The organism is Paenibacillus anaericanus, assembly GCF_003994475.1.
GTDB classification, from domain to species: Bacteria; Bacillota; Bacilli; order Paenibacillales; family Paenibacillaceae; genus Fontibacillus; species Fontibacillus anaericanus.
This window is the reverse complement of the sequence record NZ_RZNY01000001.1, coordinates 239237-255830: the sequence shown is the minus strand read 5'-3', so window position 1 is coordinate 255830 and position 16594 is coordinate 239237. Positions and strand designations below refer to the sequence as shown.

17 protein-coding genes are annotated in these 16594 nt (G+C 44.8%); all 17 read left to right on the top strand.

The annotated features are described in order from the left end of the window. The first annotated feature begins 10 nt into the window (after positions 1–10). The 17 genes from EJP82_RS01295 to EJP82_RS01220 all read left to right on the top strand — a co-directional run bounded on the left by EJP82_RS01295 (position 11) and on the right by EJP82_RS01220 (position 16568). A complete protein-coding gene (locus EJP82_RS01295) occupies positions 11–1222 on the top strand; it encodes a phage portal protein (protein ID WP_127190200.1) in 1212 nt (403 codons plus the stop codon). Next, the gene (locus EJP82_RS01290; RefSeq protein WP_127190199.1) at positions 1219–1986 is read left to right on the top strand and encodes a head maturation protease, ClpP-related; all 768 of its coding nucleotides are present in this window, start codon (positions 1219–1221) and stop codon (positions 1984–1986) included. The genes EJP82_RS01295 and EJP82_RS01290 overlap by 4 nt, the downstream gene beginning before the upstream one ends. Then, positions 1979–3118, top strand: a complete 1140-nt coding sequence (locus EJP82_RS01285; protein WP_127190198.1) for a phage major capsid protein — start codon at positions 1979–1981, stop codon at positions 3116–3118. Before EJP82_RS01290 ends, EJP82_RS01285 begins: the two co-directional genes overlap by 8 nt. Beyond that, positions 3061–3396, top strand: a complete 336-nt coding sequence (locus EJP82_RS27875) for a hypothetical protein (protein WP_170220103.1) — start codon at positions 3061–3063, stop codon at positions 3394–3396. Before EJP82_RS01285 ends, EJP82_RS27875 begins: the two co-directional genes overlap by 58 nt. Positions 3397–3408: 12 nt before the next feature. Next, positions 3409–3672 (top strand): head-tail connector protein, encoded by a 264-nt coding sequence (locus tag EJP82_RS27870; protein WP_246053937.1) that lies wholly within the window; start codon positions 3409–3411, stop codon positions 3670–3672. Between the two features lie 5 nt (positions 3673–3677). Further along, complete coding sequence (locus tag EJP82_RS01275; RefSeq protein WP_127190197.1) at positions 3678–3917, top strand: hypothetical protein; 240 nt, start codon at positions 3678–3680, stop codon at positions 3915–3917. Next, positions 3862–4233, top strand: coding sequence for a phage head closure protein (locus tag EJP82_RS01270; protein ID WP_170220102.1), 372 nt, complete (start codon positions 3862–3864; stop codon positions 4231–4233). Before EJP82_RS01275 ends, EJP82_RS01270 begins: the two co-directional genes overlap by 56 nt. A 5-nt stretch (positions 4234–4238) precedes the next feature. After that, positions 4239–4619, top strand: a complete 381-nt coding sequence (locus EJP82_RS01265; RefSeq protein WP_246053936.1) for an HK97-gp10 family putative phage morphogenesis protein — start codon at positions 4239–4241, stop codon at positions 4617–4619. Continuing rightward, complete coding sequence (gene gp17, locus EJP82_RS01260) at positions 4616–4984, top strand: tail completion protein gp17 (RefSeq protein ID WP_127190194.1); 369 nt, start codon at positions 4616–4618, stop codon at positions 4982–4984. Before EJP82_RS01265 ends, gp17 begins: the two co-directional genes overlap by 4 nt. 60 nt (positions 4985–5044) lie before the next feature. After that, positions 5045–5611 carry a major tail protein gene (locus EJP82_RS01255; RefSeq protein WP_170220101.1) on the top strand — a complete coding sequence of 189 codons (567 nt, stop codon included), beginning with the start codon at positions 5045–5047 and terminating at the stop codon, positions 5609–5611. Positions 5612–5655: 44 nt separating this feature from the next. Continuing rightward, on the top strand, positions 5656–5892 hold the full coding sequence (locus EJP82_RS01250) for a hypothetical protein (protein WP_127190192.1): 237 nt from the start codon (positions 5656–5658) through the stop codon (positions 5890–5892). Between the two features lie 49 nt (positions 5893–5941). After that, entirely contained in the window at positions 5942–6244 is a 303-nt protein-coding gene (gpG, locus tag EJP82_RS01245; RefSeq protein ID WP_127190191.1) for a phage tail assembly chaperone G, read from the top strand. 202 nt (positions 6245–6446) lie between these two features. Next, on the top strand, positions 6447–11450 hold the full coding sequence (locus EJP82_RS01240) for a phage tail tape measure protein (RefSeq protein WP_127190190.1): 5004 nt from the start codon (positions 6447–6449) through the stop codon (positions 11448–11450). Further along, positions 11447–12256, top strand: coding sequence for a distal tail protein Dit (locus EJP82_RS01235; protein WP_127190189.1), 810 nt, complete (start codon positions 11447–11449; stop codon positions 12254–12256). The genes EJP82_RS01240 and EJP82_RS01235 overlap by 4 nt, the downstream gene beginning before the upstream one ends. A gap of 3 nt (positions 12257–12259) precedes the next feature. Next, positions 12260–14254 (top strand): right-handed parallel beta-helix repeat-containing protein, encoded by a 1995-nt coding sequence (locus tag EJP82_RS01230; RefSeq protein WP_127190188.1) that lies wholly within the window; start codon positions 12260–12262, stop codon positions 14252–14254. A 98-nt stretch (positions 14255–14352) separates the two neighbouring features. Continuing rightward, positions 14353–15912, top strand: a complete 1560-nt coding sequence (locus EJP82_RS01225) for a phage tail protein (protein WP_127190187.1) — start codon at positions 14353–14355, stop codon at positions 15910–15912. A gap of 68 nt (positions 15913–15980) precedes the next feature. Beyond that, entirely contained in the window at positions 15981–16568 is a 588-nt protein-coding gene (locus EJP82_RS01220) for a stalk domain-containing protein (protein WP_127190186.1), read from the top strand. The last annotated feature ends 26 nt before the right edge of the window (positions 16569–16594 follow it).

The following is a 16594-nucleotide window of genomic DNA, read 5'->3' as shown; positions in this document are numbered from 1 at the left end:
GGGTGAGGTTTTGAAATGGTATCAACGAATTACAGGTGCTGCAAAAGCAGCGGTAGCAGGGTGGAAGGGCGCTGGGTTTGATTTCTCTTCATGGGCTGGTCGCACATTCTGGGGAATCGATAATAGTAAGCTGGCGACGAATGAGACAATCTTTGCAATTATTACTCGACTGGCAAATACAATGTCGGCGCTGCCACTGAAGCTGTACCGTAACTATGAGATTATTACGGATCATGAAGCTTCGGACTTGCTCATTAACAATCCAAATCCCAATATGGGTGGGTTTGAGTTGATCAACAAGTTGGAAGTGTCCCGAAATGAGACTGGTAACGGGTACGCCGTCATTGGTCGTGATATACGGGCCCAGCCCAGTTCGATAACACCTATTGATCCAACGGTTGTAACTCCAATCATCAACACCGATGATGGGGTACTCTGGTATGAAGTGCGTGGTGTCGGCGGTACGTACTACTTCCACAACATGGACATGATCCACGTCAAGCACATAACCGGATCGTCTAGGTGGAAGGGGATTAGCCCGCTTGCCGTCCTTAGAAACACCTTGGAGTATGACAAAGCCGTCCAAGAGTTTAGCTTGTCCGAGATGAAGAAGAAAGACAGCTTCATTCTTGAATACGGGGCTAATGTGGACGCAGATAAGAGACAGAAGATAGTCGATGACTTCAAGCGATTCTACAGTGAAAATGGCGGGATATTGTTCAAGGAACCGGGCGTCAACTTGAAAGAGATTGATAAGAAATACTTTGCATCAGACACGTTAGCATCCGAGCGGATAACTCGCTCAAGGGTCGCTAACGTTTTTAATGTCCCGGGAAGCTTCCTGAATGATAGCGAGGGGCAGAGTTACGCATCAAACGAGCAGACCATGATGCAGTTCGTTCAGATGAAACTTACTCCGGATGTGCGGCAATACGAGCATGAGTTTAACAGGAAGTTATTGAACGAAGCGGATCGGAGAAAGGGACTGTACTTCAAGTTTAATATGGGTGGTTTGCTACGAGGCGATACAGCAGCACGGACTGCCTTTTATCAAACTATGTTGAGGAGTGCAGGGATGAAACCTGACGAAGTGCGTAGGCTTGAGGATTTACCTCCAGAGGGTGGTATGGCTGACAAGCTTTGGATCAGTGGCGATCTGTACACAATCGACACACCTATTGAACAAAGAAGAAAACCGGGAAAGGGGGTGAGTGAAGAATGAAAAAGGGAGAGAAAAAGCAGTACTGGAGTTTCAAAGCAGCTGCCAAAGAAGGTGATGGCGAGCTTTACATCTATGGCGAGATCACGTCATGGCAGTGGGACGATTCAGACACCAGCGCCAACAGTTTCAAAAGGGAGCTAGATGCATTAGGAGACATCTCAACATTGCATTTATACATCAATTCACCGGGCGGAATTGTAACCGAGGGAGTAACTATCGGCAACATGCTTAAACGTCATAAAGCCCGAGTGATCGTACATGTAGATGCGTTGGCCGCTTCTGTCGCATCAGTGATTGCTATGGCTGGTGATGAGATCCATATGCCACGCAATGCAATGATGATGATCCACAATCCATGGAGAGTTACGGCGGGGAATGCAGATGATCATCGGAAATCTGCGGAAGATCTTGATCGTATCGGTGGCAGTATGAAGCAAACCTATCTGGATCGTTCTGGTGACAAGCTGGACGAAACCAAGCTGACTGAGTTGCTTGACGCCGAAACGTGGCTATCTGCTCAAGAATGCCTTGACTATGGCTTGTGCGATGTTGTCGGAGACGCGAATCAAGCTGCTGCATGTGTGAGCGATGAACTCTTTGCCAAGTACCGCAATGTGCCGAAGGGGCTTACTACAATTCAACCTGACGAGCCTAATGCATCGGTGGGGACGAAGGAAAGGGAGTACCTGCAAAATATTGCAGCAACAGCAAAAACAGAATTACAAAATTTGAATTCATACCTGGGAGGTATTTTGAATGGCTAAAACACTTTTTGATGTAAAGAACGACTTGGTTACGATTGGACAGGCTCTGGCAGCAGTTAAACAAGATAAGTTGGTAAAGGCATCTGAACCAGAATCGAAGACGGAAGATATCACTGCACTGGCAACTAAGGAAGCAGGATTGCAAGCTAGGTTCGACATCTTGCAGAAGGAACACGACCTGATGGAAGCAGAGCAAAAAGCGTCTTTGCAAAAGAAGGAACCTACGTTTAATGCAGATCCTAAAAATCAGACTCTATCGGCTAAAGCTTCATTGATGCGAGCTACTGTTAAAGGTCATGAAGTGCCTGTTGAAGTACGGGCTGCTCTGGGCGATGGTAATAGCACTGGTGGAGAGAAGATCCTTCCATCAACTATGACAACTGAACTTCTGCACGAGCCATTTGTGAAGAACCCATTGCGTGATATCTCCACATTTACAAGCGTAACAAACCTTGAAATCCCTAAAGTGGAGTTCCAACTTGACGACGACGATTTCATTGCCGACACAGAAACTGCGAAAGAACTTGAAGTCAGTGGTGATGTTGTAAACTTCGGCCGTCATAAATTCAAGGTGTTCGCCCCTGTATCCGAAACGATCCTTGCGGCCACTGACACAAATTTAGTACAAACAGTTGAAGGGGCTCTGCGCTCAGGTTTGGCTGCGAAAGAAAAGAAGGTGGCGTTTACTAAGACTCCGAAGACAGGCGAAGAACACATGAGTTTTTATCAGAAAAACGGTGCTGTCTCCGTCATTAAAGAAGTGCCGGGTGCCACGCTGTTCAAGGCAATTAAAGCAGCTATCGCTGATCTTCCAGAAGATTTCCGTGAAACCGCCACAATCACCATGCGTTATGCAGATTATATGGATATCATTGAAGACTTGGCAAACGGTAATGCGACGTTATATCAAGCACAACCGGAGCAAGTCTTGGGCAAGCCTGTTGAATTCTGCGACCTAGCAGTCGATCCGGTGATCGGAGACTTCCGTTACTCGCACTTCAACTACGATCCTGAAATCATCTATGATCGTGATAAGAACGTGCGCACAGGCATTTGGGATTTCGTTCTGACTGCATGGATCGATCACCAAATCAAATTGAAATCAGCTTTCCGTATCGCAAAAAAGTCCTAACTCCTTCGCCGGCTACATTAAATCCAACAGGCCGTGAGGGCGAGCATGAAGGTGTGAATCACACTGAATTCGAGCTGTTGGATGGTGCAGGAGCGAGAATTTCCCTCGCTGCTGGCGCAGTGACTTACATCAAGAAAGATGGTGTTAATCTGACGCCAGACGATCAAGAAACCATATGGTTTAGTGACGACAACCTTGCTGGAGAGTATATCTTTGAGGTCCTAACAGTAGGCGGTAAGTTTTATACGGCTGCACTGGACTGGATACCGACTCCATAGGGGGTGGTGCTGATGTCTGTGGACATGAAGTTATTAAAATCGCATTTAAGAATTGATGGGAGTGAGGACGATGAGTACCTCGCTTTTTTGGTGTCTTCAGCCGAGGAGTATTTGCTTGAAGCTGGAGTGCCTAGTGAGAAGAAGGAGACCGCCAAGTACCAACTGGCGGTCATGCTTCTCGTAGCGTTGAATTACGAGAATCGCAATCCTGGTATCGAGATCGATAAGGTTAGTTTTTCCCTTCAATCGATCATCTTGCATTTGAAAACGGGGTGATGAGCATGGCGAAATATCCGGTATTGAAGAAGTTTAGGGATCGTGCAACTGGTGGAATTAACGAAATTGGTGACCATTACACCACGTCTGATAAGGAAAGAGTTAAGAAACTGCAGGCAGGTGGTTGGATTGGCAAAGAGGATAAACCAACATCCACGAAACCTAAGCCTGAGGTAGGTGATCTATTTGGTGGAGAAGAAGACAAATCCAAAGAAGTACAACAAGAGGATACTGCTGCAAAGTAAGGGTTTTGTGGCGGATGATGAAGGCATCTCCACTGCCGGCTGGGTTGATTGGATGCCCTTATGGGCCTGCCGTAAACCACTGACTACCAGATGGCGTGAAACGTATCAAGCTGCTGGCCTTAACGTCGATAAGATGATCCAACTTGAAATACGGTACCGGACAGGTATTACACCTGATATGCGCATTGTCCACGGTAAAAAGGTCGTTGACGGTGTTGAAACAGATCGTATTTATGACATTAAATCCGTGTTAGATGATGTTAAGGGTGACGGAGTCGAGACTTGGATCATGGCGCTAGAGCGTGACAACGGATGAGTGGTATGGAGATGACTGGAATTGATGCGATGCTTGCCGATGTTCGACGCAGGCTAGGAAATGCTTCAGCAAAGGTTGAGAGAGTTGCATTGACATCCGCAGGCGAATTGATCGCTGAAGAGGAGCGCTCGATAGTCGCTGTATCTGACAAACCCAGTGGAACTCACATACAAGATGATATATACGTTACTCGGGTCATGAGGAAAGAAGGTGTGAAGTATGTACTGGTTAGGCAAACCAAAAAGACAAGTTGGAGAACGCACCTTCTGGAGTTCGGCACATCAAAAATGAGTGCGCAGCCGTATAAAGAACCCGCTTTTCATGCTCGTAAGGGTGCCGCTCTCAATATCATGGTTGAAACATTTAGAGAGGGGCTGAGAGGATGAGGACGGATGTTAAAACAATTGTTCGCGCTGCTTTGTTGGACAATGCCTCCTTAGTCACTTTGCTGGGCGGTCAGCGCATATACCAGTCAGCAGCTCCGAAAGCGGACGAGTACCCACGGATCACCTTCTTTGAAGTCGATAACCGAGATTCAGACTTTGCAGATGATGAGGCTTATGCATCATCAATAGTCGTTCAAATCGATATTTGGTCTAAGAGCAGCACCTCTACCATAACAGGTGAAGTCGCTAAAACAATGAAGGCAGAGGGATGGTCGCGTTCACTTGCTGCTGATCAGTATGAGGATGGTGTGCAGGTCCATCATAAAGTGCTCAGGTACCGAACGAAGATGCTCGAAACCGAATAACAGCAACAAATTAAGCGCCTTTGCAGGGCGCTTTTTATTTTGAATATGGAGAGTGAAAAGATGGCTAAAGGTAATATCCCAGTCGGTTTGGATCATCTTGTTTATGCAGTTATGACAGATGAGGAATTGGAAACATACGGTGTGGTTAAAAGGTTGCCAGGAGCGATCCAAGCAACCATTACACCAACCGTTAACAGTGCCACTCTGTACGCAGATGACATTGCTTATGACACTACAAGCGCCATGGGAGATATTGCAGTTGCGTTAAACACGGCAGAAGTTCCGACAGAAGATCAAGCTAAATTGTTAGGCCATGCGATCGATGATAATGGCGGGCTAGATAAAAAATCAACTGATATCGGTCCGTATGTGGCTATTGGATATCGTCGGCGTATGGCGAATAAGAAATTCCGCTATGTGTGGTTGTACAAAGGCCGCTTTACGCTTGGAGCTGAAGAAGCAAACACCAAGACTGATACTCCTACGTACCAAACGCCGACTTTGAATGCTACATTCATTTCGCGTCAAACAGACGAGCGTTGGCAGTACTCTGTCACTGATGGAGACACAGGTGTTACTCCTGAGTTTTTGGATACATTCTTCGACACGGTATACATCCCAAATTAACAACTCCGCTTGTTGCAACTTGGAGTCCTACAGGTCAAGAGGGAATGCACAACGGAGTAAATCACGTTGAGTATGAACTGAAGGGTTCAGGCGGAGCGAGAATATCCCTCGCAGTTAGCAATCTCATTTACATCACCAAGAATGGCAATCCACTGGTTCTAGATGATCAAGAAACGCTCTGGTTTAGTGACAACAATCCAGCAGGGAGTTATGAGTTTGTCATTCGCACAAAAGCCAAGCTGAAATACAAAGCTACGCTGGATTGGGTACCAACACCTTAATGCTCGGAGGGGGAAACCCCTCTTTTAAATTTGAATGGGAGGTCTATACATGAAAATATCACTAGTTATCGATGGAGAAAAAAAGGAATTCGTTCAATCATTTGTGCCAGGTCGTTTATTTAGAAAGACACTTGAGTTACAGAAGCAAATTAGAACCGACATCACTGAAGATGTTGTTGATGAAATGATCGAATATATTGTCATTGCGTTTGGCGGACAGTTTACGTTTGACCAGTGCTATGACGGTATTGATGCAAGAAAAATATTGGATGAAGTTATAAATCTTTGCAATGTAATCATCCATGGTGGTTCTGACTCTATCGGAACGGAAGATGCGGACCCAAACGCATAAACGAGGATTACGATCCTCTGAGCTTTATCAACGACTTATATCTAAATTTGATGCGACAAGGATGGTCACTCGGTCAGATCGACGAGATGGACATCTTTTTTTATTTCCGCTTGTTAAAACATGCGGGCGATGCAGCGAGACAAGAACAGCACAGTGAATTAGACGCAATGGGACTGTGACGGACAGGGGGTGAGAATTAGTAATGTCTGAAAATATTGAAGTCGCTGGTCTTGTCACGAGGATAGCTATAGATGATACGGGACTGGAAAAGACACTAGCGGGACTAGACAGACAGATGAAACTGGTCAAGTCCGAGTTTGATAAAGGTTCCAGTATCCTAAAGTCATATGGCAACGATACTGAAGGGCTAAAGCTTAAATCTGACGCTCTCTCTAAGCAAATGGAGATCCAGAAGGCGAAGGTCGTAGCCTATCAGGAAGCTTTACAAAAGTCCAAAGACATCATGGATAAGAACGGTCAAGCTGCCGAGACTCTGAAACAGAAAATTGCGGATACCAAAGCTGCATTTGAGGCAAGCGCCGCTGCAACTGGTAGAGAGTCTGAAGAGACTCAGAAGCTTAAAGCGGAGTTGGACGGGCTTAATCAGGAGTATCAGAAAACAACTCGGGCTGTGGATAGTAATGCCAAATCAGTTGATGCCAACACGATTAAAGTTAACAAGGCCGAGTCTGATTACAACAAGTTATCCACGGAGTTAAACAAGACCAGTGTAGAGATTGCAAAGCAGGAGTCGGGATGGATCAAGCTCTCCACTACTTTGGACGGCGTTAGTAAAAAAATGAAATCAGCTGGCGACTCCATGTCCAGCGCTGGGCAAAATCTCACCATGACCGTCACCGCCCCATTAGCTGCAGTAGGAGGATTATCCGCTAAGGCAGCGATTGACTTCGAGAGTGCGTTTGCTGGGGTTAGAAAAACGGTAGACGCGACGGAAGCACAATTTAAAACCCTAAGTACAGGCATCCGAGACATGGCAAAAGATATACCGGTTGCTGCAACAGAGATTGCTCGTGTAGGTGAAGCTGCTGGGCAGTTAGGCATAAAGACAGATGCCATCCTAAGCTTTAGCCGCACCATGGTTGACTTAGGTGTCGCAACAAACCTAAGCAGTGATCAAGCAGCAACGGCATTGGCTAGACTCGCAAACATTACTCAGATGCCGCAGAACCAGTTTGACAGGCTTGGGGCTACAATCGTAGCTCTAGGTAATAACTTAGCTGCAACAGAGTCTGAAATCGTGGAGATGGGCCTACGGATAGCTGGTGCTGGTAACATAGTCGGAATGTCTGAGGCACAAATCATGTCATTCGCTGGGTCTCTATCCAGTGTCGGCATTGAAGCTGAAGCTGGTGGTACCGCAATTTCTAAGCTCATGATTAACCTAGCATCAGCGGTTAACAGCGGAGGCAAAGAGCTAGAAAACTTTGCTGCGGTAGCCGGCATGAGTTCTACTCAATTCGCACAAGCCTTTAAAGAGGATGCTGCTACGGCAATTGTTTCCTTTATTGAGGGATTGGGAGCAATCAATGAAGCTGGTGGCAACACCTTCGGCGTTATAGATGCTCTGGGACTTTCCGAGGTGCGTTTGCGGGATGCTTTGCTTCGGTCCGCTGGCGCTGGGGATGTAATGCGTGAATCATTGGCGCTTGGTAATCAAGCATGGGATGAGAATATCGCTCTTACGAATGAAGCAACTCAGAGATATGCGACCTCAGAATCGCAATTAAAAATCTTTAAGAATAGGTTGACTGATATTGGTATAACGTTAGGCGACGCTCTTATACCAGCATTACTCAAGTTATTGGACAGCCTCCAACCGCTAATCGATAAGCTTGCAGCTGGAGCAATATGGTTTGAAAATCTGGATGCATCTACTAGAAATACCGTCATCTCCATAGCCGCCGTTTCTGCCGCACTTGGTCCTACATTGATTGTAATGGGTAAGTTGACCACAGCAGTTAGTAGCACGATCGGCATATTTAGCAAGCTATCAGCATCATTAGGTGCCGCTTCTGTTGCTCAAAAGACCGCCGCTGTAGCTGCTGGAACACTAGGTACTGCAACCGGAGCATCTGCAACAGGTATGACGGTAGCGTCAAAAGCTGCAGGGGTGTTAAGAGTCGCGGTAACGACTATGCTCGGGCCTATCGGCATTGCTGTAGCAGCGCTTGCAGCATTAGCGGGTGCATTCGTTATTGTTAACAGGAATATGAGCCAACAATCGATTCCAAGCGTCCAGAAGTACGGAGAAGCCTCTGAAAAAGCATTCAATAAGGCTTCTGGTAGCTTCGAGAACTTTAAAAATAGTGCTACTAAATCTCTAAGTGACACCTCTAAGGCTTCTGGTACACACGCCAAGGAAATCGGGGATAAGATCGCATCTGGTGTTGGTGATGGAACTAAACAGGCAGCTAAAGCAGCTAAAGACAATCTGAAGGCTATTACCGATACATTGAAAGAGCAAGTTGACTCTGCCAAGGAACAGCTAGCGAAAAGCACCGACACTGTAAACAAACTTGGTGATTCCATAGTAACAGCTCTTAAAAAGCAATATTCAGAGCAGGAGAAGTCACAAACTGCTGCGATAGATTTAAAGGTAGAATCCGAGAAGAAGGCGTCTGAGTTAGTTATTAAGAACTTGGAGAAAGAAGCCGACGATCGGACCAAGTCGCTTGATAAACAAACTGAGGCAGAGAAAAAGGCATCTGAGGCCCGATTGAAGATTTACGATCAGGAGCAGACTGAGAAACTGAAACTGATTGATGAAGAGTTATATAAACAGGTTAAGACTCTCCAAGATCAAATAGATGGCATAGACGGTCAGACTGAGGCAGAGGATAAGGCAGCTAAAGAGCAGGAACATCAGACGAAGGTCGCAGAGTTTAATAAGCAATTACTTGCTGCTGAAACAGCTGAAGAGCGAGCAAAGATACAAGCCGATCTAAGCAAGACACTGGCAGATTATGACAGAGCCCAACTCCTAGAACAACGGAAGTCGCAGAAGGAAGGGCTTAAAGCTCAGATCGATGCAGCAAAGGAAGCTGCTAGTCTGCGCAAAGAACAAGTTAAAGAGGAAATCGAAGCGATCAAGGAGCAAGAAAAAGAAAGAACTTCGGCTGTACAGGCGGGTCTTACTGAGCAGAAGACATCTCTTAAAGAACATTATGATGATCTCAAAGAGAAAGAGAAGGATCGCACTAAGGTAGTTCAGGACGAGCTCGGAGGACAGAAGGACGCTCTCAAAGAGCATTTCAACCAACTCACCGAGCAAGAGAGTCTACAGGCTGAAGCTCGTAAATTGATTATAGGCAAGCATAATGATGAGATCATCAAACTCCTGAACACCTATAACCCTAAGTGGCAAGATGCCGGGCAAAGTTTTGCTGATAGCTTTAAAAACGGACTTAACTCCGATATGATCTCCGTTGGAGATGCCGTCAAAGAAGCTATTAATATCGCGCCGATCATCGATGATCAGGTCAAATCATTAGAAGCGATGGAAGCAAAATTAAAAGATCTCGAAGCCCAATCCGCTGGGTCTAGTAGTGGGGGGGCTGGCGGTGGTATCGGCGATCTAACATCTGGATTTGATGCAGCGTCATTGTCTGCTGATGACCTTGTGAGCTCCATTGAAAACGGTGTTGTGCCCGCATTGGAAGATATGGGCGATGTCTCTGAAGGAGTTGTAGAAGAATCCACAGCGCGCGGCGCATTAGCCGTTGGTAAGAGGGGCGCAGAACTACGTAAAGGCGTTAACGAGACTGTGGAGGCGTTCTTGGGACTACGGACTAAAGCTACTACTGAACTGAACGGCTTGAAATGGTCGGCATCTCAAGTGACCGAAGAAACAGCATCAGAAATAGCAGATACATTCTTTGCGATGGGAAATCAAATTACAGAAGACATGAGCAAAGATCACGCAGAACAGTTAGTCCAGATGGAATCTTTTTTGACTAACTCTAAGGAGCTAACCGAGCAGGAAAAGAACGGTGCCTTACAACGCCTAAAGGGTACTCATGCAGCACAAGCGGAAGAAGTATTGTCTGGCCAGAACCGTGTTGCTGAAATAATGCTTGCTGCTATGGAGGAAAAGCGAGGCATTACTCAACAAGAATATGACGAGATCATAAAGATTCAAGAAAGCTTCACGAAAACGGGAGCAGAGGTACTGACTAATAGCGTTGATGAACAAACGGCGCTATATGAGAGATTGAAAGTTGAAGCGTCTGAGTTATCCGCTCAACAAGCAGCCGAGGTTGTTAAAAACAGCGTCTCTCAGCGCGACACCACTATAAAACAGGCTGAAGAACAGTATCAGAACGTTGTCGCTCAGATCATAAAGCAACGTGACGAGATGGGCACGATATCCTCAGAACAGGCCGAAAAACTCATCGCAGAAGCCAAACGTCAACGTGACGAGACGGTCTCACATGCAGAAGGGATGCATACAAGTGTCGTCGACGAAGCTAAGAAGCAAGCGGGAGAGCATGCTAAACAGGTCAATTGGGAAACGGGAGAGATACTGTCTAAGTGGGAATATTTTAAAAATGGGGTTGCGGAAGTTTGGACTGGTGTCTATAACGACTCGACGAAGAAGATCAATGACATGTGGACTTCGATAACTCAGACCACAGGCAAAATCAAAACCGATGTTATGAAGATTTGGGATGAAATTATTGGTTTTTTCAAAGGGATCGATCTAAGTGATATCGGGAAAAACATCATGGATGGTCTGTTTGGTGGTATGGAAAGCTCAAAGGATAAAATAGTTGATCTGTCCTCCGAAATGGGAAGATCCGTTAAGGGCGGATTGAAAAAAGAGCTTCAAATAAACTCTCCATCTAAGGTTACCAGGCGTATCGGTGAAGACACTGGCGAAGGCTTGGTGTTGGGATTAGACAACAAGATATCTGACATCGAGAAGCAAGCCCGCGCAATGGCTAGTGCAGCTATACCAGGGATGGAAGCAATGGACATGTCTATCAGCACAACTGGTAGTCAATCAGGCAACAGAGCTTCGTCCACGCCTAGTATGGCCGGAGATGTCGTACACAACAACTTCGCGGATATGTTCCGCGGGGCTAATTTTGTTGTTCGTACAGATGACGATATCAACAAGTTGGGACAAAGATTTGCCAGAGTGGTGACAGGCAATGCAAGAGGATTGGGAGGTGCTCCTGTATGAGTAGTGCTGATGTAGTTTTATCACTAGGTGGCAAGACTCCGCGGGAGCTGGGCATGAGGGTGTTGCGAGAGTCACAGCGCCCTATTGCTCCTTCTACGGTGGATAATATCGTTACAGTGCCACATATGCATGGAGCATATGATTTCGGGGCTTATTTAGGACCGCGAGAAATGCCACTAGAGTGCGCACTGGTCGCAAGAAACTCTATTGAGTTGCAGAGGCTTGTAACTGCTCTAGCGGTTCATTTAATCGGTTCAGACGGTAGACCTAAGACGTTACCACTGATATTCCGAAGTCAGCCTGACAGACAGTATTTCGTGCGGTACTCAGGTGACTTGCAGATTGGTAGATCTGTGGGTCTTGGGACATTCACATTACCGTTCATCGCCTTTGATCCATTTGCTTATAGCATCTATCGATCGGATGAAATAAATGTTGATAGCCGTATTTCAGTTGATAGTAGGATCAGCGTGGATACTAGATATCGATACTCAATCACAACCGCAAGAAACTTAATAGTGAACAACTACGGAACCCAGAACGTCCAGCCGATCATTGAAATCACAGGGGCGTTTTCTTCTTTGTCTCTCACGGTTGGTGGCGTTCAATTCATATATACAGTTCCAATGTCCGGAACATTAACGCTGGATTTCAAGCGTAAGACCGCAAAAATTGGAGGTCAAAACGTCCTCCATAATACGAATGCTCGATTCGGAATTTTACCTATTGGAGCATCACCTATTCAAATAGCGGGATCAGGAATGAATTTTTCGATGGTGATTAAATTCCATCAAAAGTATGTGTAGGAGGTGGACCGATTGGAGGATCTTGAAATAATTAAAGGTGAGGATAATGGACATGCCAATAACCCAGACGAACTATGGCAAGCGTACCCGAAGGTAAACAGGAACTTTGAAAAGGTTAAAAATGCATTAGCATCTCTATTAAGTTTAATTACTGGTCATAAGGAATCGGCTGCAGCCCATCCAGCGCAGAACATAACGTACAGCGGAAAAGTTTCGGGCAGTAACGTGAAACAAGCCATAGACAATACAGTTGGACTTATTGGCGATACTAATGATCGAGTTGACAATCTCATCCTTAATGATGGGGACAGTAGCCCGGAGGTCACAGACGCTAGAGGGCTGTTTCCTGTACTGGGTGGTAGATTAGATAACTTCGATGAACAGTTGGCGGGTATTTCGATAAATATAAAATCAAAAGGTGCTAAAGGTGATGATGTAACCAACGACACTCAAATCATTAACGACACAATATCTGTAGTATCGGATGCGGGTGGTGGTGTAGTATATTTTCCGAAAGGCACTTACTTATCCAGCAAGGTTATTGCTAAATCTAACGTCTTATTGATTGGACAAGGTAAATTATCAGTCATTAAGCGGATTGATGCGCCAGATCAGACGCATTTTGTCATTGGAGGCAGTATTCAAAATTTCGGAATTGTGAATCTCGTTGTCGATGTAGACAAAGATTCGGCACACAGTTTCCCATATACCGATGGTGTTAATGTACTTAACTGCGGAAACTTTATTCTGGACGGTTTAGAGATCAGAAACAGTATTAACCGTGGTTTGTTTGTTGAAAAAAACTCAGATCAAGGAACGGTGTATCAATCTCAAATTAAAAATTGCTTAATAACAGGCAGTAATTCCGCAGCTGTACTGCTCAGGAACTGTTCGGACATGATTATAGATAACAACTTAATTAAAATGAACTCTGATAGCGGTCTAGTGGTTGAGTACATGACTGCTACAATGTACCCGTCAAACGTTATGACCATTACCAGAAACAAAGTGAACGATAACGGCCAGATGGGAATATGGTGTTTTTCTGATTCTTCTGATCGCCATCTACCGGTAGGCAGAATTTACATTGCAGAAAACGAAGTAAGTAACAATGGATTTAACGGTGTTATAACACAGCTAAACGAAACCATCCTAGATAATAATAATGTGCATGACAATGGAACGGAAACGCTGATAGGTGCTGGTATTACTGCTAATACATCAAACGTAACTATTCGCGGCGGTTCCATCACGGGTAACAGGGGGTCAGGTATAGATTTAGGCGACTGCTCAGATGTCATGGTGCAAGGTGTGTTAATACGAGACAATGGAGTAATGGGTATCGAAGTTAACTCCTGCGAGGAGGCAATAATTGATTCTTGCATAATTAAAGGCAACAACTTGTTTGATTATGGTGTTGCATTCGGCTCAAACAATGGAATTTATGTTTACCAGGGCACAAGCGGACAAGGTGAACCTTTTGTGGGACCATCAAAAAATGTACAGATTAAAAATTGCATCATTCGCAATAAGCCGGGAAGTTTTCAAGCATTCGGGATTCGGGTAGGAGCGACGGCTGAAAATGTACTCATTACTGGATGTGATATCTACGATTCAGGCAGCGCAGGAGACTTCAAGATAGAAACTGTTAAATGTATTATGGATAACAACATTTCACGAGGCAATGGGTTTAACGGGAACACCTTGAACGCCGCTAATACACTAATAATCCCACCTGATGGGATTATATTTTTCGTAGAAGGATCTGGAACAATTAATAATATAACAACCGCTGAAAACCTATTACCGAAGGGGCGAAAAATAACTTTAGTAATGATGAATGCAAACATTACCATCTTTGCTGGGAACGGTACTAACGGGAATATATTAAATAACGGCAATACAAACATAACAGGTAACCTGAAAATTGTTGATTATGTTTGTCTTGGTGGACAATTCCCGCTTTGGCTCCAACTCTCTGCCAGTGCGGGTAGATAACGTTTTATGACGATACTACGCAACACCTTTAACGCCATCATAGGCGTTTTTATTTTGCCATCTGATTCGATCAATGAACATTAGGAGGTGAGTAATTTGTGATAACAATCTTAAACAAATCGTTCAAACCACAAGCCGTTTTAGATGACTATTTTAACGATGATATCAGCGAGCAGATTAACGGATCCTACACCTTGAGTTTTTCCGTTTACCTCGATGACGACAAAAGCCCTTATGTTACCATTGGCAACATCGCAGAGTTCGAAGGGCAATACTTCAATATCATCCACGCCCGCAGGACTCGAGCCGAAACAGGCGAGGTAGAAATATCAGTAGAATGTGAGCAGGTCTCCTATGATCTGCTCTTTACTGTTTTTGAGGGCGGGTTTATGCACGCCAACACACCATTTAACCTAATGTCGATGGCTCTGGATGGCACAGGATTTACAATCGGAACGGTGGAAGTAACAAACATCGTGAGTGTTGATTTTAAAGAGGTTGTAAATGCGCGTGGTGTGTTGATGGAGCTTGCTAGAGTGGCTGAGGCTGAACTGAAATTCGACAAGTACCAGGTATCCTTACTACGCCGTAGAGGACAAGAGCATAGCGTACAGTTTCGACTAGGTAAGAACTTAAAGGGCATTGTGAAAGATGTTAACTCTCAAAGCGGTGAAGTTATAACAGCGTATGAAGTAGATGTGCTGGAACTTAATTCACTGCCTGAGTTTGAAGGGCTTGAATATTTTGAGTTAGGTGACACGGTAGACATCATCGACGAGGAATTGGGCATACACGAGAAACAACGCATAATCCAGTATTCCTTTTCTCCTAGGGTCCGCATTAACAGCGGTATGGTCATAGCAAACTCAGTTAGTGGTATCCAAGACACCATTTATCGGATCGAGCAGACGACTGTTAGCAAGGACAAGTATTACTATGGTACTCGAATAGGTCCTGATATCGGGTTTGAATCCATTCGCTGGGACAAGAAGGCAAGAAGCGTCATGAATGCCGATGAGATAAAGATTCAGAAGGGTGACGGTAACGGGAGTTGGACAAACGCCATCTATATGGATGCAAACGGTGATGCAAGGTTTACCGGGATAGTCGAAGCATCTGCTTTTAAAGGCGGGACCATAGAGATCGGTAGTGGAAACCAGATATTTAAGGCAGGTCCACAAGGGATATGGCTGGGTAATGCGGTATTCGCTAGTGCGCCATGGTCGGTAAATATGTCTGGTCATATGAAGTCAGTGGGTGGGGAGTTTAGCGGGGATATCACCGCATCTAATATAACAGGAGGTCGTATCGAAGGTACTAACATTATTGGTGCTGATATACTGGGCGGTAGATTTAGAACGGCTACGTCAGGTGATAGGATAGAGTTAGATCCAGACGGTTTTGTATTTTACGATAGCGGTAATAGACGGAGAGTTACCCTAGGTACAAACTATGACGCTGGTATATCGGGACATACCTACTACAACGCTAGCGGCTCTTCACAAGGTCTTATATACGGAACATCGAATCAACTTCATCTAATCGGGGTAAATGGATTGTTTTTTAATGCCCTTTATGGAGAAATTGAATTTGGAGGTAATGTTAGTTTTCGCAACAGAGTAATTGATTTTACTAATGCTACTGTAATAGGTTTATGACGAAACATTTACCCCCACTCATCCGTAGGATATACTAATACTAAAATCTACCAACGGAGGGTTAAAGGATGAAGAAATGGGCATATATCGTAGGCGCTTTTCTATTAGGAGTAATAGTTGCTTCTTCTGCTGGGACGGTATCAGCACAAGTCAAAAGTTTGATAGGACAAAAGGTTACTGGTGAATATACCGTTATTGTTAATGGTAAAGAGCTACAAGATAAAGGCGCTGTTATTTCTGGAAAAACTAATGTTCCATTACGTTCCTTAACCGAAGCGTTAGGAGTTGATATTCAAGTGACAGGAAAAACAATTGAAATTTCTTCGGATGTAGTAAATGATATAGGCTCACCATCTGAAACAACGAATACCACAACACCCACCGTAACGTCTGGAACTGATAAAGTGGCGTTGATCGATGGCAAATACTATACAAAGTATGAATTACTTAATAAAAAGACCACGTTGGAATCCGGGTTGGAGGTCGCAAAGAAGGAAAGTGATGAATTAATTAAAGAATATGAAAGTTTAAAAGCGGACGGGAAGTTAGAGGGTCCTCAAGTATGGGAAGCAAGGTTAAAAAGCAACGAAGAGGGGATTAACAGAAAAACTACTGAACTCGAGAAAGTAAACGAAGCACTCAAAACATTTGAATAACCAAATATCACATTAGGTCTCACCAA

Bases quoted from the DNA above. Each gene is read 5' to 3' on its own strand.
- EJP82_RS01290 (WP_127190199.1), top strand. From the start codon at position 1,219: ATGAAAAAGGGAGAGAAAAAGCAGTACTGGAGTTTCAAAGCAGCTGCC.
- EJP82_RS01285 (WP_127190198.1), top strand. From the start codon at position 1,979: ATGGCTAAAACACTTTTTGATGTAAAGAACGACTTGGTTACGATTGGA.
- EJP82_RS27875 (WP_170220103.1), top strand. From the start codon at position 3,061: ATGGATCGATCACCAAATCAAATTGAAATCAGCTTTCCGTATCGCAAA.
- EJP82_RS27870 (WP_246053937.1), top strand. From the start codon at position 3,409: ATGTCTGTGGACATGAAGTTATTAAAATCGCATTTAAGAATTGATGGG.
- EJP82_RS01275 (WP_127190197.1), top strand. From the start codon at position 3,678: ATGGCGAAATATCCGGTATTGAAGAAGTTTAGGGATCGTGCAACTGGT.
- EJP82_RS01265 (WP_246053936.1), top strand. From the start codon at position 4,239: ATGGAGATGACTGGAATTGATGCGATGCTTGCCGATGTTCGACGCAGG.
- gp17 (WP_127190194.1), top strand. From the start codon at position 4,616: ATGAGGACGGATGTTAAAACAATTGTTCGCGCTGCTTTGTTGGACAAT.
- EJP82_RS01255 (WP_170220101.1), top strand. From the start codon at position 5,045: ATGGCTAAAGGTAATATCCCAGTCGGTTTGGATCATCTTGTTTATGCA.
- EJP82_RS01250 (WP_127190192.1), top strand. From the start codon at position 5,656: ATGCACAACGGAGTAAATCACGTTGAGTATGAACTGAAGGGTTCAGGC.
- gpG (WP_127190191.1), top strand. From the start codon at position 5,942: ATGAAAATATCACTAGTTATCGATGGAGAAAAAAAGGAATTCGTTCAA.
- EJP82_RS01240 (WP_127190190.1), top strand. From the start codon at position 6,447: ATGTCTGAAAATATTGAAGTCGCTGGTCTTGTCACGAGGATAGCTATA.
- EJP82_RS01235 (WP_127190189.1), top strand. From the start codon at position 11,447: ATGAGTAGTGCTGATGTAGTTTTATCACTAGGTGGCAAGACTCCGCGG.
- EJP82_RS01220 (WP_127190186.1), top strand. From the start codon at position 15,981: ATGAAGAAATGGGCATATATCGTAGGCGCTTTTCTATTAGGAGTAATA.